The organism is Streptomyces sp. NPDC002867, from assembly GCF_053591895.1.
The window spans coordinates 1-20,836 of record NZ_JBSFUR010000072.1; the positions used below are offsets into that span (position 1 = coordinate 1).

The 20,836-nt window shown below is 71.7% G+C and carries 19 protein-coding genes and 2 pseudogenes; 3 read left to right on the forward strand and 18 right to left on the reverse strand.

Annotation, left to right across the window (positions count from 1 at the left end):
- Positions 1–131: 131 nt before the first annotated feature.
- The 3 genes from ACWD0A_RS32855 to leuA form a co-directional block, all read right to left on the reverse strand.
- Positions 132–2,264 (reverse strand): MMPL family transporter, encoded by a 2,133-nt coding sequence (locus ACWD0A_RS32855; protein WP_451304099.1) that lies wholly within the window; start codon positions 2,262–2,264, stop codon positions 132–134.
- A 205-nt stretch (positions 2,265–2,469) separates the two neighbouring features.
- Positions 2,470–3,180, reverse strand: a complete 711-nt coding sequence (locus ACWD0A_RS32860) for a tellurite resistance TerB family protein (RefSeq protein ID WP_451304101.1) — start codon at positions 3,178–3,180, stop codon at positions 2,470–2,472.
- 236 nt (positions 3,181–3,416) lie between these two features.
- Complete coding sequence (gene leuA, locus ACWD0A_RS32865; protein WP_451304103.1) at positions 3,417–5,180, reverse strand: 2-isopropylmalate synthase; 1,764 nt, start codon at positions 5,178–5,180, stop codon at positions 3,417–3,419.
- A 293-nt stretch (positions 5,181–5,473) separates the two neighbouring features.
- On the opposite strand from leuA, the gene ACWD0A_RS32870 reads away from it, so the two are divergent.
- Positions 5,474–6,532 (forward strand): M4 family metallopeptidase, encoded by a 1,059-nt coding sequence (locus ACWD0A_RS32870; RefSeq protein WP_451304105.1) that lies wholly within the window; start codon positions 5,474–5,476, stop codon positions 6,530–6,532.
- 78 nt (positions 6,533–6,610) lie between these two features.
- Positions 6,611–6,877 carry a protealysin inhibitor emfourin gene (locus ACWD0A_RS32875; RefSeq protein ID WP_451304107.1) on the forward strand — a complete coding sequence of 89 codons (267 nt, stop codon included), beginning with the start codon at positions 6,611–6,613 and terminating at the stop codon, positions 6,875–6,877.
- Here ACWD0A_RS32875 and ACWD0A_RS32880 read toward each other — a convergent pair.
- The 12 genes and pseudogenes from ACWD0A_RS32880 to ACWD0A_RS32935 form a co-directional block, all read right to left on the reverse strand.
- Entirely contained in the window at positions 6,861–7,541 is a 681-nt protein-coding gene (locus tag ACWD0A_RS32880) for a TetR/AcrR family transcriptional regulator (RefSeq protein ID WP_451304109.1), read from the reverse strand. The genes ACWD0A_RS32875 and ACWD0A_RS32880 overlap by 17 nt on opposite strands.
- 220 nt (positions 7,542–7,761) lie before the next feature.
- Entirely contained in the window at positions 7,762–8,712 is a 951-nt protein-coding gene (gene era, locus ACWD0A_RS32885; protein ID WP_451304111.1) for a GTPase Era, read from the reverse strand.
- Between the two features lie 106 nt (positions 8,713–8,818).
- Positions 8,819–9,172: a cytidine deaminase gene (locus tag ACWD0A_RS32890; protein WP_451304113.1), complete on the reverse strand. Its 354-nt coding sequence runs from the start codon at positions 9,170–9,172 to the stop codon at positions 8,819–8,821.
- 38 nt (positions 9,173–9,210) lie between these two features.
- On the reverse strand, positions 9,211–9,939 hold the full coding sequence (locus tag ACWD0A_RS32895; protein ID WP_451304115.1) for a hypothetical protein: 729 nt from the start codon (positions 9,937–9,939) through the stop codon (positions 9,211–9,213).
- Positions 9,940–10,025: 86 nt separating this feature from the next.
- A pseudogene (locus ACWD0A_RS32900) lies at positions 10,026–10,112 on the reverse strand (XRE family transcriptional regulator); the annotation flags it as partial.
- Positions 10,113–10,245: 133 nt separating this feature from the next.
- On the reverse strand, positions 10,246–10,599 hold the full coding sequence (locus ACWD0A_RS32905) for an MmcQ/YjbR family DNA-binding protein (protein ID WP_451304117.1): 354 nt from the start codon (positions 10,597–10,599) through the stop codon (positions 10,246–10,248).
- A complete protein-coding gene (locus tag ACWD0A_RS32910; RefSeq protein WP_451304119.1) occupies positions 10,596–11,900 on the reverse strand; it encodes a hemolysin family protein in 1,305 nt (434 codons plus the stop codon). The genes ACWD0A_RS32905 and ACWD0A_RS32910 overlap by 4 nt, the downstream gene beginning before the upstream one ends.
- Positions 11,897–12,394: an rRNA maturation RNase YbeY gene (ybeY, locus tag ACWD0A_RS32915; protein WP_307715563.1), complete on the reverse strand. Its 498-nt coding sequence runs from the start codon at positions 12,392–12,394 to the stop codon at positions 11,897–11,899. The genes ACWD0A_RS32910 and ybeY overlap by 4 nt, the downstream gene beginning before the upstream one ends.
- 12 nt (positions 12,395–12,406) lie before the next feature.
- Positions 12,407–13,420: a PhoH family protein gene (locus ACWD0A_RS32920; RefSeq protein ID WP_177152432.1), complete on the reverse strand. Its 1,014-nt coding sequence runs from the start codon at positions 13,418–13,420 to the stop codon at positions 12,407–12,409.
- 145 nt (positions 13,421–13,565) lie between these two features.
- Positions 13,566–14,672 (reverse strand): carbohydrate kinase family protein, encoded by a 1,107-nt coding sequence (locus ACWD0A_RS32925; RefSeq protein ID WP_451304122.1) that lies wholly within the window; start codon positions 14,670–14,672, stop codon positions 13,566–13,568.
- Positions 14,673–14,835: 163 nt separating this feature from the next.
- Positions 14,836–16,123 (reverse strand): annotated as a pseudogene (locus ACWD0A_RS32930) (glucarate dehydratase family protein).
- Positions 16,124–16,237: 114 nt separating this feature from the next.
- The gene (locus tag ACWD0A_RS32935; RefSeq protein WP_451304124.1) at positions 16,238–16,888 is read right to left on the reverse strand and encodes a TetR/AcrR family transcriptional regulator; all 651 of its coding nucleotides are present in this window, start codon (positions 16,886–16,888) and stop codon (positions 16,238–16,240) included.
- A gap of 153 nt (positions 16,889–17,041) precedes the next feature.
- Here ACWD0A_RS32935 and ACWD0A_RS32940 point away from each other — a divergent pair, with 153 nt between their 5' ends.
- The gene (locus tag ACWD0A_RS32940) at positions 17,042–18,328 is read left to right on the forward strand and encodes a YncE family protein (protein ID WP_451304126.1); all 1,287 of its coding nucleotides are present in this window, start codon (positions 17,042–17,044) and stop codon (positions 18,326–18,328) included.
- Between the two features lie 7 nt (positions 18,329–18,335).
- On the opposite strand, the gene ACWD0A_RS32945 is transcribed toward ACWD0A_RS32940, so the two are convergent.
- Genes ACWD0A_RS32945 through ACWD0A_RS32955 form a run of 3 tightly spaced genes read right to left on the reverse strand, consistent with a single transcriptional unit; the run spans position 18,336 to position 20,643 of the window.
- Positions 18,336–19,334: an adenosine deaminase gene (locus ACWD0A_RS32945; protein WP_451304128.1), complete on the reverse strand. Its 999-nt coding sequence runs from the start codon at positions 19,332–19,334 to the stop codon at positions 18,336–18,338.
- 25 nt (positions 19,335–19,359) lie between these two features.
- Positions 19,360–20,268: a ribonuclease Z gene (locus tag ACWD0A_RS32950; protein WP_451304130.1), complete on the reverse strand. Its 909-nt coding sequence runs from the start codon at positions 20,266–20,268 to the stop codon at positions 19,360–19,362.
- 15 nt (positions 20,269–20,283) lie between these two features.
- Positions 20,284–20,643: a histidine triad nucleotide-binding protein gene (locus tag ACWD0A_RS32955; RefSeq protein WP_177152426.1), complete on the reverse strand. Its 360-nt coding sequence runs from the start codon at positions 20,641–20,643 to the stop codon at positions 20,284–20,286.
- Positions 20,644–20,836: the final 193 nt, after the last annotated feature.

A 20,836-nucleotide genomic window follows, 5' to 3' on the forward strand; every position in this document is an offset into this window, starting at 1 on the left:
AGCGCCTCAAGCGCCGGCGGGGCTGATTTCGCGCAGCGAAATCCAGCCCGTCCGGCGCTTGAGGACACCGCGCGAAGCGCGGTACGGGGTCCGGGGCTTGCCCCGGTTCGGGAAGGGGCGGGGTGGGGTCCTTACAGCCGGCCTGCCGGTTGCGGCGCCTCCGGCGCCATCGGCACGACGCCCGGTCGCCGGCTCAGCGCCCCCGGCCACCACACCCGCCGCCCCAGCAGCACACTCGCCGACGTCACCAGATACGTCCGCACCAGGAACGTGTCCAGCAGCACTCCCACCGCCACCACGAAGCCCATCTCGACCAGCGCCACCAGCGGCAGGTTCATCAGCACCGCGAACGTCGCCGCCAGCACGAGGCCCGCCGACGCGATCACCCCGCCCGTGGTGCGCAGCGCCGTCAGCGCCGCCGTGGCCGGGTCGGCGCCCGACAGGGCCTCCTCGCGCATCCGGTGCATCAGGAAGATCCCGTAGTCGACGCCCAGCGCCACGAGGAACACGAAGGAGAGCAACGGCAGTCCGGGGTCCATGCCGTCGAAGCCGAAGAGCCCTTCGAAGACGAGACCGCCGAGCCCCAGCGCCGCTCCCCACACGGCGACGACGGCGGCGATGAGGATCAGCGGGGCGACGAGGCTGCGCAGCAGGGCGATCAGGACGAGCAGGACCGCGACGAGTACCAGGGGGATGATCATGAGGCTGTCACGGGTGTTGGTCTCCTCGAGATCGCGCTGCTGGGCGCTGGGCCCGCCGACGTGGCTGCCGTCGAGCCCGGCACGCAGCGCCTCGATGGTGGCCCTCTCCCCGGCGGTGTCCGGCCCGTCCTTCGCGAAGACGGCGATCTCGGTCCAGCCGTCGCCGGTGCGCCCGGCCTCGGCGGCGGCGACGCCGTCGGTGGCGCGGGCCTCGGCGAGCACCTGGTCGGCGCGGTCCGCCGGCGCCACGACGCTGATGGGCTGGGCGCTGCGCTCGGGATAGGCGTCGGCGAGGGTGCGCATCGCGGAGACGGACTCGGGCCGGTCGGTGAAGCTGTCCTCCTGGCTCAGGCTGCCCGGCAGGCCGAGCACACCGAGGGCGAGCGCACAGAGCAGGACGACACCTGAGCCGAGGACGAGTCCGGGCCTGCGCCCTGCGGAGCCGCCCATCGCGGTGAACAGCGAGCGGCGCTGCTTGAGCTCGGAGCCGTACCCGGGCACGAGCGGCCAGAACACGCGGCGGCCGAGGAGCACCAGGACGGCCGGGAGCAGGGTGAGCATGGCGGCCAGCGCGCAGACGACGCCGACCGCGCCGACCGGCCCGAGCCCCCTCGCGCTGTTGAGGTCGGCGGCCAGCAGGCAGAGCAGTCCGGCGGCGACCGTGCCGGAGGAGGCGAGGACGGCGGGTCCGCAGCCGCGCAGGGCGGCGAGCATGGCGTCGTACGGCCGCTGGACGCGGCGCAGTTCCTCGCGGTAGCGGGCGACGAGCAGGAGCGCGTAGTCGGTGCCGGCGCCGAAGACGAGGACGGTCATGATGCCGCCGCTCTGGCTGGTGACGGTGAGGTCGAAGCCCTGGACCCATCCGTAGATCACGGCCCGCGAGGTGAGCGCGGCGACGCCGACGACGGCCAGGGGCACGAGCCACAGGAACGGGCTGCGGTAGGTGAGGATCAGCAGGACGGCGACCACGCTCACCGTGGCGATCATGAGGGTGCCGTCGATGGTCTCGAAGACGGCCTCCATATCGGTCTGCAGGGCGCCGGACCCGCCCACCTCGACGGTGAGGCCCTCTCTGCCCCCGCTCACCCCGGAGCCGTCACCGAGCCGTTCGCGCACGTCCTCGACGAACGCGGCGCGCGCCTCGTTGTCGGTCCCGGGTCCGTTGCTGGACACCGGGAACATCAGCGTGCTGCCGTCCTGCGAGGGCACGCCCCGGGGCGGGCCGCCGGCGAGCGGGTGGGCGTCCGCGATCCGGTCGAGCCGACGCTGCGCGTCGGCACGGTCGGCGTCCGTCAGCCCGCCGTCGCGGTGGAAGACGACGACGAGGTCGGTGGACTCGCCGCCGGGCAGGGCCTGCTGGATCTTCGCGACCTGCGTGGAGTCGGCGCTCGCCGGCAGGTAGTCGACGATGTTGTCGCGCTGGACGTCACCCAGCTTGCCCGCGAACGGGCCGGCGAGGGCGACGACCGCCACCCAGAGCAGGACGATCCCCCAGGGCACGGCCCGGTGGCGCGCGGGCGGCTTCACCTGCGGTGGTTCGGTTGCGCTCCGTACGGCCCCCATGGGTGCCTCCCCTTCGTCACGGGTCCGGTGGCTGGATGCGTCACCAGACTCCCGGCGGCCGGGGGCGCTTTCGTCGCGCGCGGGGGCGAGATGCGGGCTACTGCCGTGGTCGGCCCGGTCCCGTGGTTACTCCCCGGGGAGTACGGCCGAAGGGGTTCGCCAGGACCTGGGCGACGCGAGCCCGGCCTGATCCGGAAGAGAGGACCTAGAAGGGCGCGCGGGCCGTTTCCAGCAGGCGCGTGGTGTCGTCCTCGCCGAGCTGCAGTGCCGCGCCGACGGTGGTCAGCACCTCGCGCTCGGCCGGCGTGTAGGGGCCGTCGGCGAGGGCGATACGGGCGCCCTGCAGCAGGATCGACTCCCGCCCGGCGGGGGCGAGATGGGGGGCGAGCGGTTCCAGCGCCTCGTGCAGTTCGATGGCGAGGGCCGCGCCGTAAGGGGTGGTGTCGGCGACGAAGCGACCGGTGTCGGCGGCGAGCGCCTCGACGAGGGAGGTCAGCTGGTCCTCGGTGCAGTCGGCGAGCCCGGCGGCGCGGACCGTGTGCACGGCGGTCTCGCGCACGGAGCGGGAGGAGGTGCCGCCGGAGGCGAGGACGGCGAGGGCCACGGTGTGCACGGCGTCCCGGAGCATGGCCGAGAACCGGCTGGTGGTCGGGTGGTCCAGGGCGTCGGGGCCGAAGCGGGAGTGACAGGCGGCGCATTCGACGACGGGACCGGCGAGACCGCGGCGCAGCAGGGGCACTCCGAGGAACGTGAAGCGGCGGCGGCCGGTGCGGCGGCGGTAGTTCCGGTCGCCTCCGCAGCCGGGGCAGAAGAACTCCCCGTCGCCGACGGTGCTCCACGACGTATGAATGCCGCACACCCTCTGAATGCCGCAGACCCGCAGTTTCCGGCCGAACATTCCTCGGGCTGGCAGCACGTCGCACCTCCGTCATTTCCCCGTAGCCCTTCGGGCACGGGCGGTGCCCCCTGCGGCAACGCTGCCGCGTGGACGTGATGTTAGCCACACGATTGAGGCGGCGTCAGCACCCCGACCGGAGTACGAGCGGACATGGCCGGATCCGCTCGATGCCCAATCGGGCGCACAACGGCGCAAAATCGCCGGACGTACTCGGATGCGAGCACGCCCGGCGATGCGACCGATTGCTGGGCTGACTAGCGGGCCGCGCGGTTGACGGCGGAGACGACGGCCTTCAGGGAGGCGCGGGTGGTGTTGGCGTCGATGCCGATGCCCCACAGCACCTTTCCGTCGATGGCGCACTCGATGTACGAGGCGGCCTGCGCGGACGCGCCCTCGCTCATGGTGTGCTCCTGGTAGTCCAGCAGGCGTACGTCGACGCCGATGGCGTTCAGCGCCTCGAAGAACGCGGAGATCGGACCGTTGCCGGAGCCGGCCAGCACCGTCTCGGCGCCGTCGACGACCGCCTCGACGGTCAGGGTGTCGACGCCGTCCTTGTCGGTGGTGGTCTGGCCGGAGCGGATCTGGATGCGTCCCCACGGATTGTCCGGGTTCGGCAGGTACTCGTCCTGGAAGACGGACCAGATCGCGGCCGGGGTGACCTCGCCGCCCTCCGTGTCGGTCTTGGCCTGGATGATCCGGGAGAACTCGATCTGCATCCGGCGCGGCAGGTCCAGCTTGTGGTCGTTCTTCAGGACGTAGGCGATGCCGCCCTTGCCGGACTGCGAGTTGACGCGGATGACGGCCTCGTAGGAGCGGCCGACGTCCTTGGGGTCGATCGGCAGGTACGGCACGGCCCACTCGATCTCGTCGACGGTCTTCCCGGCGGCGGCCGCGTCGGCCTCCATCGCGTCGAAGCCCTTCTTGATGGCGTCCTGGTGGGAGCCGGAGAAGGCGGTGTAGACCAGGTCGCCCGCGTAGGGGTGGCGCGGGTGGATCTCCATCTGGTTGCAGTACTCACTGGTGCGGCGGATCTCGTCGATCTGCGAGAAGTCGATCTGCGGGTCGACGCCCTGCGAGAACAGGTTCATGCCCAGGGTGACCAGGTCGACGTTGCCGGTGCGCTCGCCCTGGCCGAACAGGCAGCCCTCGATGCGGTCGGCGCCGGCCATGATGGCCAGCTCGGCGGCGGCGACGGCGGTCCCGCGGTCGTTGTGCGGGTGGACGGACAGGCAGACGTACTCGCGCCGGGTCAGGTTGCGCGACATCCACTCGAACCGGTCGGCGTGCGTGGACGGCGTCGAACGCTCCACGGTGGCGGGCAGGTTGAGGATGATCTCGCGGCCGGGGCCGGGCTGCCACACGTCGCAGACCGCCTCGCAGACCTCCAGGGCGAAGTCCAGCTCGGTGTCGGTGAAGATCTCGGGGCTGTACTGGTAGCCGAAGGCTGTCTCCGGGCCCAGCAGCTTCTCCGCGTACTCCATGACCAGGCGGGTGCCGTCGACGGCGATCTGCTTGATGTCGTCCTTGGAGCCCCGGAAGACGACGCGGCGGAACGTGGGAGCCGTCGCGTTGTACAGGTGGACGGTGGCGCGCTTGGCGCCGACCAGCGACTCGACGGTCCGCTCGATCAGGTCCTCACGGGCCTGCGTCAGCACCGAGATGGTGACGTCGTCGGGGATCGCGCCCTCTTCGATGATGGAGCGCACGAAGGCGAAGTCCGTCTCGCCCGAGGAGGGGAAGCCGACCTCGATCTCCTTGTAGCCCATGCGTACCAGCAGGTCGAACATCTCGCGCTTGCGGGCGGGGCTCATGGGATCGATCAGCGCCTGGTTGCCGTCGCGCAGATCGGTGGACAGCCAGCGCGGCGCCTTGGTGATCCGCTGCTCGGGCCAGGTGCGGTCGGGGATGTCGACGGCTTCGTAGCGGCCGTATTTGTGGATCGGCATCCCGGACGGCTTCTGCGTGTGCGTCGTGTTGGTGATCGGGGTGGGGCGGCCGGTCCACTGCGACTGAGACATTGCGTAGGGCTCCTCGGGTCCATCAAAGGGACGGCCGACTGTGTCGAAGCAGCACCAGACTCCGCGGGGAGGGGGTCGGCCTACGACTACAGGCCCTCGCCGCGGCAGCTAAGGAGAAGCAGCCCGAAACGCATGATGCGAAGAAGACTAACCGAGCCTCGGCGGGAGCGTGCGTCCCGTTTCAGTATGCGGGACGACCGATCAGTAACGGTCAAATGTGTCCTATCACTCCATTTCATTAACCGCTGTCGCATCCCGTGACAGTCCCCGCACACACTGCCACATTGCCGGACATGGACATTCCCACCCCGGTCTTCTGCGGCATCGTGCCGCCGCACATCCTCGACAGGCTCGCCCGGTCGGGCGATCCCGCCCTCTCCGACCCGGCCCGCCGCACGCTGCAGGCGGACGCCGCACAGCGCACCGCCCGGCGGCTGACCACCGTTCTCGGCCCGGCCGCCCGGCCGGCTCCCGGCGATGCCGAGGGCCCGCGCCGCACGCTCTACGACGCGCAGAACGGCACCGTGCTGCCGGGCGCCAAGGTGCGGGGCGAGGGTGACGAGCCGGTGGCCGACGCCGCCGCCAACCGCGCCTACGCGGGCCTGGGCGCCACCTTCGAGCTGCTGCGGACCGCCTACAGGCGCGACTCCGTCGACGGCGAGGGCCTGCCGCTGGACGCGACCGTCCACTACGACGAGAAGTACGGCAACGCCTTCTGGAACGGCGAGCAGATGGTGTTCGGCGACGGGGACGGGGAGATCTTCCTCGACTTCACCGTCGCGGTCGACGTCATCGCGCACGAGCTGGCCCACGGCCTGACCCAGTACACGGCGAACCTCAGCTACTTCGGCCAGCCGGGCGCCCTCAACGAGTCCGTGTCGGACGTGATCGGCTCGCTCGTCAAGCAGTACTCCCTCGGGCAGACGGCCGACGAGGCGGACTGGCTGATCGGCGCGGGCCTGCTGGCGCCGCGGGTCAGCGGGGTCGCGCTGCGCTCGCTGAAGGCGCCGGGGACCGCGTACGACGACGACGTGCTCGGCAGGGACCCGCAGCCCGCGACGATGGCGGACTACGTCCGCACCGGCCGCGACAACGGCGGTGTCCACATCAACTCGGGCATCCCCAACCACGCCTTCCACCTCCTCGCCACCCGCCTGGGCGGCCGGGCCTGGGAGCGGGCGGGGCAGATCTGGTTCGACGTGCTGACCGGCGGCGACCTGAGCGTGGACGCGGACTTCGCCAGTTTCGCCCGGTTGACGGTCGCGGCCGCCCGTGACCGGTTCGGCGCTGGCGAGGAGCTCGAGGCGGTGCTGAAGGCCTGGTCGCAGGTCGGGGTCGGGACCGCCGGGTGAGCCGGAGGGCGCGGAGGGGCGGGCGGCCGGGTGCCGTCCCGCTGTCGCCCGCGCACGATCCGTACTAGAACGGTTGCCATGCGTATCCAGGTAAGGCGTACGGGCGGGTTCGCGGGGATCGAGCGGCTCGCCGAGGTGGAGACCGACGGGCGCGACGACGCGGGCGAGGTGCGGGGCCTGGCCGAGCGCGCGATGGCCGACGGCCGGGACACGCCCCCCGTCGGGGTGCCCGACGGGTTCAGCTACCAGATCACGGTCGACGGGCGGACGGTGTACTGCTCCGATCCGCGGCTGTCCGAGGCCCAGCGGGACCTGATCTCGCTGGTGCTCAAGGAAGGTTCGTGACGCCGGTCGTCCGGAGGCCGGCGGTCACCGAGCGGGCGGCGCGCTCCGGCTCGTCGCCCGCCGCGACGGCGAAGTCGACGAGCACGCCGGTCAGGACGTCGTCGGCCGTGTAGCCGCCCATGATGTACCCCGCACGGGCCAGCTGGGCGATCCCGTGCATCTGCGCGAAGAGCTGGCGCACCAGCAGGTCCGCGTCCGCGCCCGCCCGGAAGCGGCCGCTGTCCACGCTGCGGCGGATCGCGTCGCGGGGGAAGCGCAGGACGGACACGCCCATGCGGCGGTCGTCGTCGTCCAGCTCGAAACCGGCCAGCGTCGAGCCGCCGAACAGCACCGCGTAGACGTGCGGCTCGTCGCGCGCGAAGTCCTGGTAGCAGCGGCACAGCGCGGCGATCGTCGCGACCGGGTCCTCCCCCTGCGGCACGGCCAGCGCCCGGGCGCGGAAGCGCTCGAACCCCTCCCGCATCACCTCGCGGACCAGGTTCGGCATGGAGCCGAAGTGGGTGTAGACGGCCATGGTCGAGGCTCCGACCGCCTTGACGAGGCGGCGGGCGCTGAGCGCGGCGGGCCCTTGCTCGGCGAGGACACGGGCGGCCTCGTCGAGGAGCCGGCGGCGGACGGAGCCGGGCGGGGAGGCGGGACCCGGGACGGAATCTGCGGTGGACACGGCAGCAGGGTAACGCTGTTATGGAGGATGACAGCGTTATACAGAGCGGAACGGGGATCATGGGCACGCCGCGCGGAGGCCCCGGGGCCGGAATCCGAGCGTGCGGAGCTGCTTCGGGACCCCGCTCCGATGGCCGCCCTCGCACGCCTCGGCCCCGAGGGGCCTCACCGGCTTCGGACGGCCGCGTCGGCCTCCGGCTCCGCCGGAATCGGGTCCGGGGTCAGAATCCGAGCTTGCGGAGCTGCTTCGGGTCGCGCTGCCAGTCCTTGGCGACCTTCACATGGAGGTCGAGAAAGACCGGCGTTCCCAGGAGCGCCTCGATGTGCTTGCGGGACTTGATGCCCACTTCCTTCAGGCGCTTGCCCTTCGGGCCGATGATGATGCCCTTCTGGCTGGGCCGCTCGATGTAGACGTTCGCGTGGATGTCCAGCAGCGGGCGGTCCGCAGGGCGGTCCTCGCGCGGGAGCATCTCCTCGACGACGACGGCGATCGAGTGGGGCAGCTCGTCGCGCACACCCTCCAGCGCGGCCTCGCGGATCAGCTCCGCGACCATCACCTGCTCCGGCTCGTCCGTGAGGTCGCCCTCCGGGTAGAGCGCCGGGCTCTCGGGCAGCAGCGGGATCAGCAGGTCGGCGACCAGCTGCACCTGCTTGTCCCCGACGGCCGAGACCGGGACGATCTCGGCCCACTCGATGCCCAGCTCCTTGCCGAGCCGGTCGATCGCGATGAGCTGCTCGGCGAGCGTCTTGGAGTCGACGAGGTCGGTCTTGGTGACGATCGCGACCTTCGGGGTCTTCCTGATCCCGGCGAGCTCCTTGGCGATGAACCGGTCGCCGGGGCCGAGCTTCTCGTTGGCGGGCAGGCAGAAACCGATGACGTCGACCTCGGCCCAGGTCGTGCGCACCACGTCGTTGAGCCGCTCGCCGAGCAGGGTGCGCGGCTTGTGCAGGCCGGGGGTGTCCACCAGGATCAGCTGCGCCTCGGGGCGGTGCACGATGCCCCGCACCGTGTGCCGGGTGGTCTGCGGCCGGTTGGAGGTGATGGCCACCTTCTGGCCGACCAGAGCGTTCGTCAGAGTGGACTTGCCCGCGTTCGGGCGGCCGACGAAGCAGGCGAAGCCGGCCCTGTGGGGGGCTTCGGAGGACTGGGTACGAGCGCTCATGGCGCCCATTGTCCCTGATGCCAGGTGCTCCCAGGTACGCGCTCGCCCGCCGGGGACGCGCGACGGCGCCGCCCCGGAGGGGTGACGCCGTACGAACGGGCCGGGAACGGGCCGTTCAGCCCGCCGTGACCGAGGACTTCAGCTCGCCGTCGGGCCCGGCCAGCAGCACGGGGGTGGACGCGCCGCCCAGGTCCCGTACGGCGGCGCGGTCCGCGTCGGACGCGGCGTCCGCCTCGGAGACGACGGCCGCGGCCTCCAGGGACTTCGCGCCGGACGCCACGGCCATCGCGACCGCGGTCTGCAGGGCGCTGAGGTTCAGCGAGTCCAGCGCCACGGTCCCGGCGACGTACGTCCGCCCGGTCTCGTCGCGCACGGCGGCACCCTCGGGCACACCGTTGCGGGCCCGGGCACTGCGGGCCAGCGTGATGATCTTGCGGTCCTCGGGGCCGAGGTCGGTGCTCTGCGTCATGCTCCCGAGCATAGATCGGCCCCGAGTGCGCACCGACGTCAGCCCTGGGCGGCCTTGACGAGCTTGTCGCCGATGACCTTGACGAGGCCGTCGAACGCCTTCACCGCAGCCGGGTCCTCACCCGGGATGAACGCGGCGCGGGAGACAGCCGTGCCCTGCGAGGCGACCAGCAGGTACACCTTGTAGTCCACGCCGAGGCCCGGGAGCTTCATCGTCATCGAGAACGTCTGGGAGTCCTCGGCGACCTTCCCGGCCGCCACCTTCTCGATCTTGACGTCATTCTTCTCGCCGTCCTGCGTGAACGTCAGCTGCGGACACGCGTCCAACGCGGTGCCGAGGGCCTTGGTGAAGTCGGCGGCGCCGGTGCCCTCGAGGGTGAAGACGGCCTGGCTGAGGGCCTTCTCGCTGCCCGCGGTCTCGAAGTCGGCCGGCTCGCCCATGGTGGCGCCCTCGACGTCGTCGGCGAGCAGGTTCGCTATCGGCTGGCACTCCGGCTTGTCGGCCTTCGGCGCCGGGTCGTCGGAAGAAGGCGTCTTGGTCGCCTTCCAGCCGTCGGGCAGGTCGCCGGCCACCAGCGTGGCGGCCTTCAACTGCTCGGCGGTGAACGGCTTCACGGCCGGCGTGCTCGCGCCGTCCTGCTTCTCGCCGCTCTTGTCCGCGGAAGCGCTCGGCTTCTTGTCGTCCTCCGCGCCGCAGGCGGTGCCCGCGAGACACAGAGCGGAAGCGGTCACAACGGCGGCGGCGCTACGGCGGATACGGGTACGCATTGCGTCATCTCCCCTGGTGAAAACAGCTCGCGGGGAGCTTCCCCCCTCCCCTTTGACGCACAGACCATACACAGAACCGGAGGGCATCCCGCCACTGGATACATCGCCCCGCGCCGGCCCTCCGGGCTCGCCAGCCACAACAGTTTCGCGGCCGTGTCCGCCGTCGCAACTGGCTTCGCCGGGAGACCCTCAACCCACGCCCGCCGGACCGTAGGAGGAGATCGAGACGCAGGGGCCCGCCAGGGCCCGCCCCCTCGCCCCGCCGGGGGCCGCAGGCGCGCCGCCCCCGCCCGCAGGGCGGGCCCGCTAGGCGCGGTCCAGGCGGAGGCGTTCCGATCGGGGCAGGCCCGCCACCACCAGGTCGTAGGAGTCCTCGATCAGCTCCCGGACCATCCGGTCCGGGAGCCCTCCCACCGTCACCGTGTTCCAGTGGCGCTTGTTCATGTGCCACCCCGGCACGATCGCCGCGTGCTCCGCGCGCAGCTGGACCGCCAGGTCCGGCTCGCACTTGAGGTTGACCGTCAGCGGCTCCGCATCCAGCGCACTGAGGGCGAACATCTTCCCCAGCACCTTGAACACCGACGTCTCGGGACCGAACGGGAACTCCTCCACCGCCGCGTTGAACCCGAGGCAGAACGCCCGCAAGTCCTGCGCCTTCATCCCGCCGCCCCCTTCTCCGCCGGCTGTTCCGCCGGCTCCGACAGCACCGTGACGATCTTGTTCCGGCGGCCCGCCGGCGACTCGGCGGTCAGCCGCAGGGCGCGGCCGTCCGGCAGGTCCACCACCGCACGCGCGCCCGCGATCGGTACGCGGCCCAGTGCCTTGGCGAGCAGACCGCCGACGGTCTCGACGTCCTCGTCGTCGAGCTCGTCGGCCCCGAGGCCGTACAACTCGCCGAGGTCGCCGATGTCGAGGCGCGCGGTGACCCGGAAGCGGCCGTCGCCGAGCTCCTCGACCGGCGGCGCCTCGCGGTCGTACTCGTCGGTGATCTCGCCGACGATCTCCTCCAGGATGTCCTCGATCGTGACGATGCCCGCCGTACCGCCGTACTCGTCGATGACGACGGCGACGTGGTTGCGCTTCTGCTGCATCTCGCGCAGCAGGTCGCCCGCGTTCTTCGTGTCCGGGACGAACATCGCGGGCCGCATCGCCGTGGACACCGGGTCGGCCTCCGCGTCGCGGTTGATGTGCGTCTTGCGGACCAGGTCCTTGAGGTAGACGACGCCGACGATGTCGTCCTCGTTGTCCCCGGTGACGGGGATGCGGGAGAAGCCCGAGCGCAGCGCCAGAGTCAGCGCCTGCCGCACGGTCTTGAACCGCTCGATGGACACGAGGTCGGTGCGCGGGACCATCACCTCGCGGACCAGGGTGTCGCCGAGTTCGAAGACGGAGTGCACCATCCGGCGCTCGTCGTCCTCGATCAGCGACTCCTGCTCGGCGAGGTCGACCAGGGCCCGCAGCTCGGCCTCGGAGGCGAACGGGCCCTTGCGGAAGCCCTTTCCGGGGGTCATCGCGTTGCCAATGAGGATCAGCAGCTGCGGGACGGGGCCCATGACCCGGGCCAGCGGCAGCAGGACGTAGGCCGCGGCGGTCGCGGTGTTGAGCGGGTGCTGGCGCCCGATGGTGCGCGGGGAGACGCCGACGGCGACGTAACTGACGAGCACCATCACGGCGATGGCGACGAGCAGCGCCGACCAGGTCTCCTCGAACTCCTCCAGGCACACGTACGTGACGAGCACGCCGGCCGCCATCTCGCAGGCGACCCGCACGAGCAGGGCGACGTTGAGATAGCGGGTGGGGTCGGCGGCGACCTGCTCCAGCTTGGCGGCGCCGCGCCGCCCCGACCGTACGGCCTCGGCGGCGCGGAAACTGGAGACCCGGGCGAGTCCGGCTTCCGCGCAGGCGGCGAGCCAGGCGACGACGACCAGCGCGACGGCGCCCGCGAGCAGTTGGCCGGTCATGAGACGGTCGGCGCCGGGGACGGGCCGGTCAGGCCCTTCTCCGCCCGCCAGCCGTCGACGATCGCGGCCTGCAGCCCGAACATCTCCGCCTTCTCGTCCGGCTCCTCGTGGTCGTATCCGAGCAGGTGCAGCACCCCGTGGACGGTGAGGAGCTGGAGCTCCTCGTCCATGGAGTGCTGCGTCGGTGCGTCCTCGCCCTGCTTCTTGGCGACCTCGGGGCAGAGCACGATGTCACCGAGGAGCCCCTGCGGGGGCTCCTCCTCGTCCTTGGCCGGCGGACGCAGCTCGTCCATGGGGAAGGACATGACATCGGTCGGGCCCGGCAGGTCCATCCACTGGATGTGCAGCTGCTCCATGGCCTCGGCGTCCACGACGATCACCGAGAGCTCGGAGAGCGGGTGGATACGCATCCGCGCGAGCGCGTAGCGGGCGACGTCGAGGATCGCCTGCTCGTCGACCTCGGTTCCGGACTCGTTGTTGACGTCGATCGACATGGTGCGGCTGTTCTACTTCCCGTTGCGGCTGTCGTACTGCTCGTACGCGTCGACGATACGGCCGACCAGCTTGTGCCGTACGACATCCTGCGACGTGAGCAACGAGAAGTGCACGTCGTCGACCCCGTCCAGGATGTCCCGGACCTGACGCAGACCGCTCTTGGTGCCGCCCGGCAGGTCGACCTGCGTCACGTCACCGGTGATCACGATCTTGGAGTCGAATCCGAGCCGTGTGAGGAACATCTTCATCTGCTCGGGGTTCGTGTTCTGGGCCTCGTCGAGGATGATGAACGCGTCGTTGAGCGTGCGGCCGCGCATGTACGCGAGGGGCGCGACCTCGATGGTGCCCGCGGCCATCAGGCGCGGGATCGAGTCGGGGTCGAGCATGTCGTGCAGCGCGTCGTAGAGCGGGCGCAGATACGGGTCGATCTTCTCGTACAGCGTGCCGGGCAGGAAGCCGAGGCGCTCACCGGCCTCGACGGCGGGCCGGGTCAGGATGATGCGGTTGACCTGCTTGGACTGCAGCGCCTGCACGGCCTTGGCCATGGCGAGGTACGTCTTGCCCGTGCCCGCGGGGCCGATGCCGAACACGACCGTGTGCTTGTCGATCGCGTCGACGTACCGCTTCTGGTTCAGCGTCTTGGGGCGGATGGTGCGGCCGCGGCTGGAGAGGATGTTCTGGGTGAGTACTTCCGAAGGCGTCTCGACGGCCTTGCCCCCGGTCTCCTCCTTGAGCATGGCGATGGAGCGTTCCACTGCGTCCTCCGTCATCGGCTGCCCGGTGCGGAGCACGAGCATCATCTCGTCGAACAGGCGCTGGATCAGAGCGACTTCCGTGGCGTCACCGACCGCGCTGATCTCATTGCCGCGGACATGGATGTCCGCCGCCGGGAAGGCCTTCTCGATCACGCGCAGCAGGGCGTCGCCAGAGCCGAGGACCGTCACCATCGGATGCTTGGCGGGGACGGTGAAGTGGGCTCGCGCCTGGCCCGGCGCTGGGGTCTGGGCTGTGGGTGTCTGAGTCATGGGCCGGCTCTGTGGCCTGCACATACCTCCCGTTGCAGGGTTCTCGCTGCTCGACAACCTCTGGACCATCCAGGGTACGACCTGTCACTGACAGGACCGAGGGCTTTTCCGCCCGGAGCGGGCCGGGAACGGGGCCGGACCGTGCTCAGCCGTTGCGGCCGAAGCCGATCGTGGGGACCGCCCGGCGCAGCGGCCACGGCCGGGCCGCGGCCGGCAGCAGGTCCTCCAGGAAGGCGTAGCGGCGCAGCGCGGCGGGGTTCTGGTCCGGGAGACCCTGCACCGACTGCCACCAGGCCGCGATCTCCGACCAGCCCGGCGCGGACAGCGATCCGCCGAACTCCTGCACCGACAGCGCCGCGGTGAGCCCGGCGAAGGCGAGACGGTCGGCGAGCGGCCAGCCGGCGAGGGTGCCCGTGACGAAGCCCGCCACGAACACGTCGCCCGCGCCGGTCGGGTCCAGCGCCTCCACCTCGATGGCCGGGACCTGCGCGCTCTCGCCGGTCGCGCCGTCCACGGCGTACGCGCCCTCGGCACCCAGCGTGACGACCGCGAGCCGGACGTGCTCGGACAGGGCGTGGGCGGCGGCGAGCGGGCACTCGGTGCGGGTGTACCGCATCGCCTCGTCGGCGTTGGGCAGGAACGCCTCGCAGTGCTCCAGGTCGGCGAGGTCGGCCGGGTCCCAGCGGCCGCTCTCGTCCCAGCCGACGTCCGCGAAGACCCGGGTGCCCTTGCGGGCGGCCTGGGCGATCCACTCGGCGCGGTCGGGGGCGAGGGAGGCGATCGCCGCGCGCGCGGGCGGCGGGCATTCCGGGGCGGACTCGGCCGGCGGCGCCTCGTGTCCGTGGGACACCATGGTGCGCTCGCCCTCGTAGGCCATGGAGACGGTGACGGGCGAGTGCCAGCCGGGGACGGTGCGGGACAGCGTGAGGTCGATGCCCTCGCCCTGTTCCAGCGCGTCCCAGCAGTACTCGCCGTAGTGGTCGTCGCCGAAGGCCGCGGCCAGTGACGTCCGCAGCCCGAGACGGGCGAGTGCGGTGGCCATGTTGGCGACGCCGCCGGGGCTGGAGCCCATGCCGCTCGCCCAGGACTCGGTGCCCCGGACAGGTGCGGAGTCGAGGCCGGTGAAGATGATGTCGAGGAAGACGCTGCCCGTGAGGTAGACGTCGCAAGGCGGATCGGCAGGCGTGCGCAGGGCGGCCAGGGGGTCCAGGCCGGCCGCCGTGTACAAGTGCTGTCCGTCGCGAAGGGTCACGGTGCGCGCTCCGAGTACGTGGTGCAGGTATCAGGCCAGTCTGCCCGAAACGACGCGGCGCGTTGACGTCCCCGGGGGACGTGGTTCACGTCCCTGGGGCGGGGGCTTCGCCGGCCCCGGCAGCCGCGCCCGGTCGGCCCGAGCCCCCGGCCGCCGGTGGCGGCTACCAGCGGCCCGGCGACCAGTCCGGCTCTGCGGCCCGCATGGCCGCCGCGTCGTCGCGGTCGCGCAGCGAGCCGTCGTCGTCCAGCCACCGCCGGTGCAGCCGGGCGAGCCGGTCGCGGTCGAGTTCCACGCCGAGGCGGGGCAGATCGCTCACCGCGAGCCGGCCGTCCTCGAAGACGTGCCGCTCGGTGATCACGTCCTCCGTCTGCCACGGGTAGTGGCTGTCGCAGGCGTGGTCGAGGTTCGGGACGACGGCCGCGACATGCGTCATCGCGGCGAGGCTGATGCCCAGGTGGGTGTTGGAGTGCATCGACAGGCCGACCCCGAAGGTCCGGCAGACGGCGGCCAGTTCACGGGTGGCGAGCAGCCCGCCCCAGTAGTGGTGGTCGGAGAGGACGACCTGTACCGCGCCCCGGCGGAAGGCCTCGGGGATCTCGGCGAAGCGGGTGACGCACATGTTGGTGGCGAGCGGCATGCCCGTGCCCGCGGCGACCTCGGCCATGCCCGCCGTCGAGCCGGTCGGGTCCTCCAGGTACTCGAGGACGCCGTCGAGCTCTCCGGCGACCTTCAGGGATGTCTCCACGGACCAGGCGCCGTTGGGGTCGAGCCGCAGCGGGCGGCCGGGGAAGGCGTCGGCCAGGGCGCGGATCGCGGCGACCTCCTGATCGGGCGGGAAGACCCCGCCCTTGAGCTTGAACGACGTGAAGCCGTGCTCGCGGACAAGGCGGCGCGCCTGGGCGACGATGCCGGCCGGATCGAGGGCGGCGCCCAGTCGTCGGGCTCGCCCGCGCCGCCGGGGTCCCCGGCCCAGCGGTAGAAGAGGTAGGCGCTGTAGTCCACTTCGCCGCGCACCTTGCCGCCGAGCAGCGCGTGCACGGGCAGTCCGAGCGCCTTGCCGAGGGCGTCGAGGCAGGCGACCTCGAAGGCGGAGACGACGGAGAGGCGGAGCTTTCCGGCGGTCTGCGCGCCGCGCAGCCCTCCCGCGTCGACGGCGTCCGCGCCGGTCGCCTCGGGCAGGTTGCCGCAGACGCGCGCGGCGAGGGCGGGCAGCGCGTTGACGTCACAGACCCGGCTGCCGGCCAGCGCCTCGGCCAACGGCCGTGCGAGGGCGAGGTACGCGGTGTCCCGTACGTCTCCCCGACGCCGCTCACACCGTCCGCGGTGACGATCTCGACGATCAGCCGCGGGGTGTACGGCTGGTGCACGCCCTGGGTGTTGAGGAGCGGCGGGTCGGCCACCAGGATCGATGTGAGCCGCACGTCGGCGATGGTCAGATCCCGACCCATGCTGTCTCCCCATGAAAATGGCGTACACGCATGAGAACAGAGATTAGATACGCGAACAAGGCGGTCAATGGCGCCGACTTACCGGCGCGATGTCCAGATAAGTGAACAACGACGTCAGAGCGGCGGCATGGGACGCAGAATGCCCAGCAGCATCCGCACCAGTTCGTCGACCAGTTCGTCGAGCGTCGCGTCCACCCATCCGGCGGTCCAGTCGTGCAGCAGGCCGTTGACGCTGCCGATGAACGCCGCCGCGGCGATCCGGTAGTCACGCGGCTCGGCCTCGCCCCGCTGCACCGCCCGCGCCGCCTCGGCGCAGATGAAGTCCACCCAGCGGGCGCGGCGGGCCAGCCGCTGGCGTTCCATCGCCGGGCTCACTCCGACGATCTCGGTGAAGGTGATGCGGATACGCCGCGGATCACCGGTCACGTTCGCCGCGTACGCCCGGAAGACCGCCGTCGCCCGCTCCGCCAGCGCCAGACCCTCCGCCTGCGCGAGCGCGGCCAGCGCCGCCTCCTCGGCCCAGTCGTTGACCTGGAGATGGAGCGCCGCGAGCACGTCCTCCAGCGTGCGGAACTCCTCGTAGAACTGCCGGGTCGACAGGCCCGCCGCCTCACTGAGCGCCGCGACCGTCGTCGCCCGGTAGCCGAGGCTGTCGCCGAACAGCCGCAGGCCCGCGTCGAGGAACCGCTGCCGCCGTTCGGCCTGCCGCTCCTCGGCCGACCTGCCCCCGTAACGGCCCCTCGGGGCCTTGAGTCTGCCCGCCAATGACCCTCCCTCGTAGACCTGGCTCATTTTGTCGTGTCCACAGTCTTGTGGAGTCTCCCACCACTCGTTACTTTCCAGTACCCCGATCTGAATGCGCTTGTTTTCAGACTGCGCCCGGTGCTCGGACCGGCCGCCTGCCCGGAAGGAAGGACCATGTCCCTGTCCCGCACCAGGCGGACCGCAGGCGCGATCGCCGCCGCCTTGGCCCTCGCGGCCGGCGCCGCGCTCCCGGCCCACGCGGAGGGCACGACGGGTACGACGGGCACGCAGCAGGCGGCCGGCGGGGTCGCCCTGCGCGAGGTCATGTTCGTCGGCAACAACTGGGACGGCACCGCCGATGTCATCGAGGCCGAGGGGGATTTCGGGCGGATCGGCCGGGTGAACGTCGTCCCGGACAAGGAGGAGCGGCTGCGGGAGATCCACCGCGACCCCGTCAGGCTCGCCTTCTTCCTCGGCGTCCGGCAGGGCCCCGGCGAGGGGCACGACCAGTTCGTCGACGACATGTACGCGACGCCGGACGGCAGGGCCATGGTCGTCTCCCGGCCGAGCTTCGCCGACGTCGTCTCCATCGACCTCGCCACCGGCAGGCTCAACTGGCGTTTCCCGGTGTCCGGTTTCCGCGCCGACCACATGGCGGTCTCCCCCGACGGCGCCCGCGTCGCCGTCTCCGCGTCGACGTCCAACACCGTGCACGTCCTCGACATCACCACCGGTCGACAGGTCGGCTCGTTCGCGACCGGTGACAAGCCGCACGAGAACGTCTTCACCGACGGCGGCAGGTATCTGTGGAACATGTCGATCGGCGAGGTCACCACCGCGCTCGACGCGCCCTGGCTGGACTGGACGAAGGGCGACCGCCGGATCACCGTCGTCGACGCGCGGACGTTTCAGCAGGTCGAGGTGATCGACATGCGTCAGCGCCTGGACGCCTTCGGCCGCCGGGACCTGTCCGACGCGGTCCGTCCCGTCGCGTTCACGCCGGACGAGTCCCGGCTGTACTTCCAGGTGTCGTTCTTCAACGGCTTCGTCGAGTACGACGTCGCCGCCGACAAGGTCACCCGCGTGAAGGAACTGCCGAAGAACCCGGCGACCAGCGAGGACCGCACCACCTGGGTCAACGACTCACGCCACCACGGCATGTCGATGAGCCCCCGGGGCGACAGGCTCTGCGTCGCCGGGACGATGGACGACTACGCGACGATCGTCGACCGCGCCACACTCCGGGAGAGCCCGCCGGTGCCGGCATCGAAGCCGTACTGGGCCACGGTGAGCGGCGACGGCAGGTCGTGCGTCATCTCGGAGAGCGGCGCGGACGCCGTCACCGCGATCGACTTCGCGACCGGCCGGAAGGTCGCGACCGTGGCCGTCGGCGACCATCCGCAGCGGGTCCGTGTCGCCCGTGTCCCGGCGGACTGGACGGGACCGGCGGCGAGCCGCTGACGGCTCGTCAGCCGCGCTCGAAGTCGTAGGCCTCCACCTCCGCCAGATACCGGGCCCGCAACTCCTCCTCGTCGTCGAGGAACGACGCCAGGAACGAGTTGCGGGCCAGTTCGCGCAACTCCTCGTCGCCGAGCGGCAACGCCTCGCGCACCGCACGGAAGTTGTCGCCGGCGTAGCCCCCGAAGTAGGCGGGGTCGTCGGAGTTGACCGTGCACATCAGGCCGGCGGCCATCATCCTGGGCAGCGGATGGTCCGCGAGCGTGTCGACGGCCCGCAGCCGGACGTTGGACAGCGGGCACAGCGTCAGCGGCACCCGCTCGCGCACCAGCCGCGCCACCAGGTCGGGGTCCTCCATGGAGCGCAGCCCGTGGTCGATCCGCTCGACGCCGAGGACGTCCAGCGCCTCGCGGACGTACGCCGCCGGGCCCTCCTCCCCCGCGTGCGCGACCCGGCGCAGCCCGAGGGCGGCCGCCGCCTCGTAGACCTCCCGGAACTTCGACGGCGGATGCCCGACCTCCGCCGAGTCGAGACCGACGCCCGTGATCCGGCGCAGATACGGCTCCGCCTCCCGCAGCGTCGCCAGCGCGGACTCGGCCGGCTCGTCGCGCAGGAAGCACATGATCAGGCGCGTGGAGACGCCGTGCCGGTCGCGGGCTCCGTCCAGCGCCCGTCCGAGGCCCTCGATCACCGTGCCGATCGGGACACCTCGGGCGGTGTGCGCCTGCGGGTCGAAGAAGATCTCCGCGTGGCGTACGCCCTGGTCGGCGGCGCGCGCGAGATAGGCGTCCGCCAGCTCGGCGTAGTCGTCCTCGGTGCGCAGCACGGCCATCAGCCCGTAGTACAGGTCGAGGAACGACTGGAGGTCCTTGAAGTCGTAGGCGTTCCGCAGCTCGGCGGTGTCCGCGAAGGGGAGTTCGACGCCGTTGCGCGCGGCGAGGGCGAAGACGAGCTCCGGCTCCAGGGTGCCTTCGATGTGAAGGTGCAGTTCGGCCTTGGGGAGGGGCATGACCCAATTCTAGGCCGCAGCGCCTTCAGGAGCGCTTGGGCACGGGGATGCGCCACAGGTCCCGGGCGACGGTCACCTCGCCCTCGAACCCGGCGGCGCGGGCCTGGCGCTCGAAGGTGTCGGCGGCGTCCGTGTAGCGCTGCGAGAAGTGCGTGAGGACGAGGTGCCGTACGCCCGCCTCCTGGGCGACCCGGCCGGCCTGACCTGCGGTCAGGTGACCGTGCTCGGTGGCCAGCCGCACGTCCTCGTCGAGGAACGTGGACTCGATGACCAGCATGTCGCAGCCCTCGGCGAGGGCGTGGACGCCGTCGCAGAGCCGGGTGTCCATGACGAAGGCGAACCGCTGCCCGCGGCGGACCTCGCTGACGTCGTCCAGCGTGACGCCGCCGAACGCCCCGTCGCGCTGGAGCCTGCCGACGTCCGGGCCCTTGATGCCGTGCGCGGCGAGCCGCTCGGGCACTATCCGGCGGCCGTCCGGCTCGACGAGCCGGTAACCGTAGGACTCGACGGGGTGGGACAGCCGGTACGCCTCCAGGGTGTACGCGCCCGCCCGTGCGAGGACGCCGTCGGCGGCGACGGGCGTCTCGACGAGCGGCACGGTCTCGCGGTAGGCCGTCGCGTACCGCAGCCGGTCGAAGAAGCGCTGCCCGCTCGCGGGGTAGTGGGCGACGACCGGGTGCGGGACCTGGTCGAGGTTGATCCGCTGGATCACCCCGGCCAGGCCCAGGGAGTGGTCGCCGTGGAAGTGCGTGACGCAGATCCGGTCGATGTCGTGCGCGGACACGCCGGCGCGCAGCATCTGCCGCTGGGTGCCCTCGCCGGGGTCGAAGAGGATGCCCTCGCCGTCCCAGCGCAGCAGATAGCCGTTGTGGTTGCGGTGCCGGGTCGGGACCTGGCTGGCGGTGCCGAGCACCACCAGTTCACGTACGGACACTGCGCTGCCCCGCCCCTACCCGGGGGGCCACTCGAGACCGCGGCCGCCGAGCACGTGGGCGTGGGCGTGGAAGACGGTCTGCCCCGCACCGGAGCCGGTGTTGAAGACGACGCGGTAGCCGGTCGCGTCGGCCTTCTCGTCGGCGGCGACCTCACCGGCCTCCCGCAGCACGTCGGCGGCGAGCTCCGGCGCGGCGGAGGCGAGGGTGGCGGCGTCGCGGTAGTGGGCCCTGGGGATGACCAGGACGTGGGTGGGGGCCTGGGGGTTGATGTCCCGGAAGGCGACGGTGGTCGCGGTCTCGCGCACGATGGTGGCGGGGACCTCCCCTGAGGCGATCTTGCAGAACAGGCAGTCCGCCTGCGGTTCTCCGGCCATGCGGGGGCGCCTCCTCGCGGGTGGGTGTCACTGCTGACGGCATGCTATCGGCCGTGCGGAGGCGCGCGGCCCCGGCCCCGCGCGGGGGCGGGCCCGCTGCGCGGGGCGCCTTTCCCCACCCCGCCCCTTCCCGTAACCGGGGGGCGCCCCCCCGGCCAGATCGGCAGGAGGGGGGGGTGGGGGAGGGGGGAAT

What these genes read in the sequence shown, in the direction of transcription:
- ACWD0A_RS32855 (WP_451304099.1), bottom strand. Translation starts at nt 2,264, where the DNA reads ATGGGGGCCGTACGGAGCGCAACCGAACCACCGCAGGTGAAGCCGCCC.
- leuA (WP_451304103.1), bottom strand. Translation starts at nt 5,180, where the DNA reads ATGTCTCAGTCGCAGTGGACCGGCCGCCCCACCCCGATCACCAACACG.
- ACWD0A_RS32870 (WP_451304105.1), top strand. Translation starts at nt 5,474, where the DNA reads ATGGACATTCCCACCCCGGTCTTCTGCGGCATCGTGCCGCCGCACATC.
- ACWD0A_RS32875 (WP_451304107.1), top strand. Translation starts at nt 6,611, where the DNA reads ATGCGTATCCAGGTAAGGCGTACGGGCGGGTTCGCGGGGATCGAGCGG.
- era (WP_451304111.1), bottom strand. Translation starts at nt 8,712, where the DNA reads ATGGGCGCCATGAGCGCTCGTACCCAGTCCTCCGAAGCCCCCCACAGG.
- ACWD0A_RS32890 (WP_451304113.1), bottom strand. Translation starts at nt 9,172, where the DNA reads ATGACGCAGAGCACCGACCTCGGCCCCGAGGACCGCAAGATCATCACG.
- ACWD0A_RS32895 (WP_451304115.1), bottom strand. Translation starts at nt 9,939, where the DNA reads ATGCGTACCCGTATCCGCCGTAGCGCCGCCGCCGTTGTGACCGCTTCC.
- ACWD0A_RS32905 (WP_451304117.1), bottom strand. Translation starts at nt 10,599, where the DNA reads ATGAAGGCGCAGGACTTGCGGGCGTTCTGCCTCGGGTTCAACGCGGCG.
- ACWD0A_RS32910 (WP_451304119.1), bottom strand. Translation starts at nt 11,900, where the DNA reads ATGACCGGCCAACTGCTCGCGGGCGCCGTCGCGCTGGTCGTCGTCGCC.
- ybeY (WP_307715563.1), bottom strand. Translation starts at nt 12,394, where the DNA reads ATGTCGATCGACGTCAACAACGAGTCCGGAACCGAGGTCGACGAGCAG.
- ACWD0A_RS32920 (WP_177152432.1), bottom strand. Translation starts at nt 13,420, where the DNA reads ATGACTCAGACACCCACAGCCCAGACCCCAGCGCCGGGCCAGGCGCGA.
- ACWD0A_RS32940 (WP_451304126.1), top strand. Translation starts at nt 17,042, where the DNA reads ATGTCCCTGTCCCGCACCAGGCGGACCGCAGGCGCGATCGCCGCCGCC.
- ACWD0A_RS32945 (WP_451304128.1), bottom strand. Translation starts at nt 19,334, where the DNA reads ATGCCCCTCCCCAAGGCCGAACTGCACCTTCACATCGAAGGCACCCTG.
- ACWD0A_RS32955 (WP_177152426.1), bottom strand. Translation starts at nt 20,643, where the DNA reads ATGGCCGGAGAACCGCAGGCGGACTGCCTGTTCTGCAAGATCGCCTCA.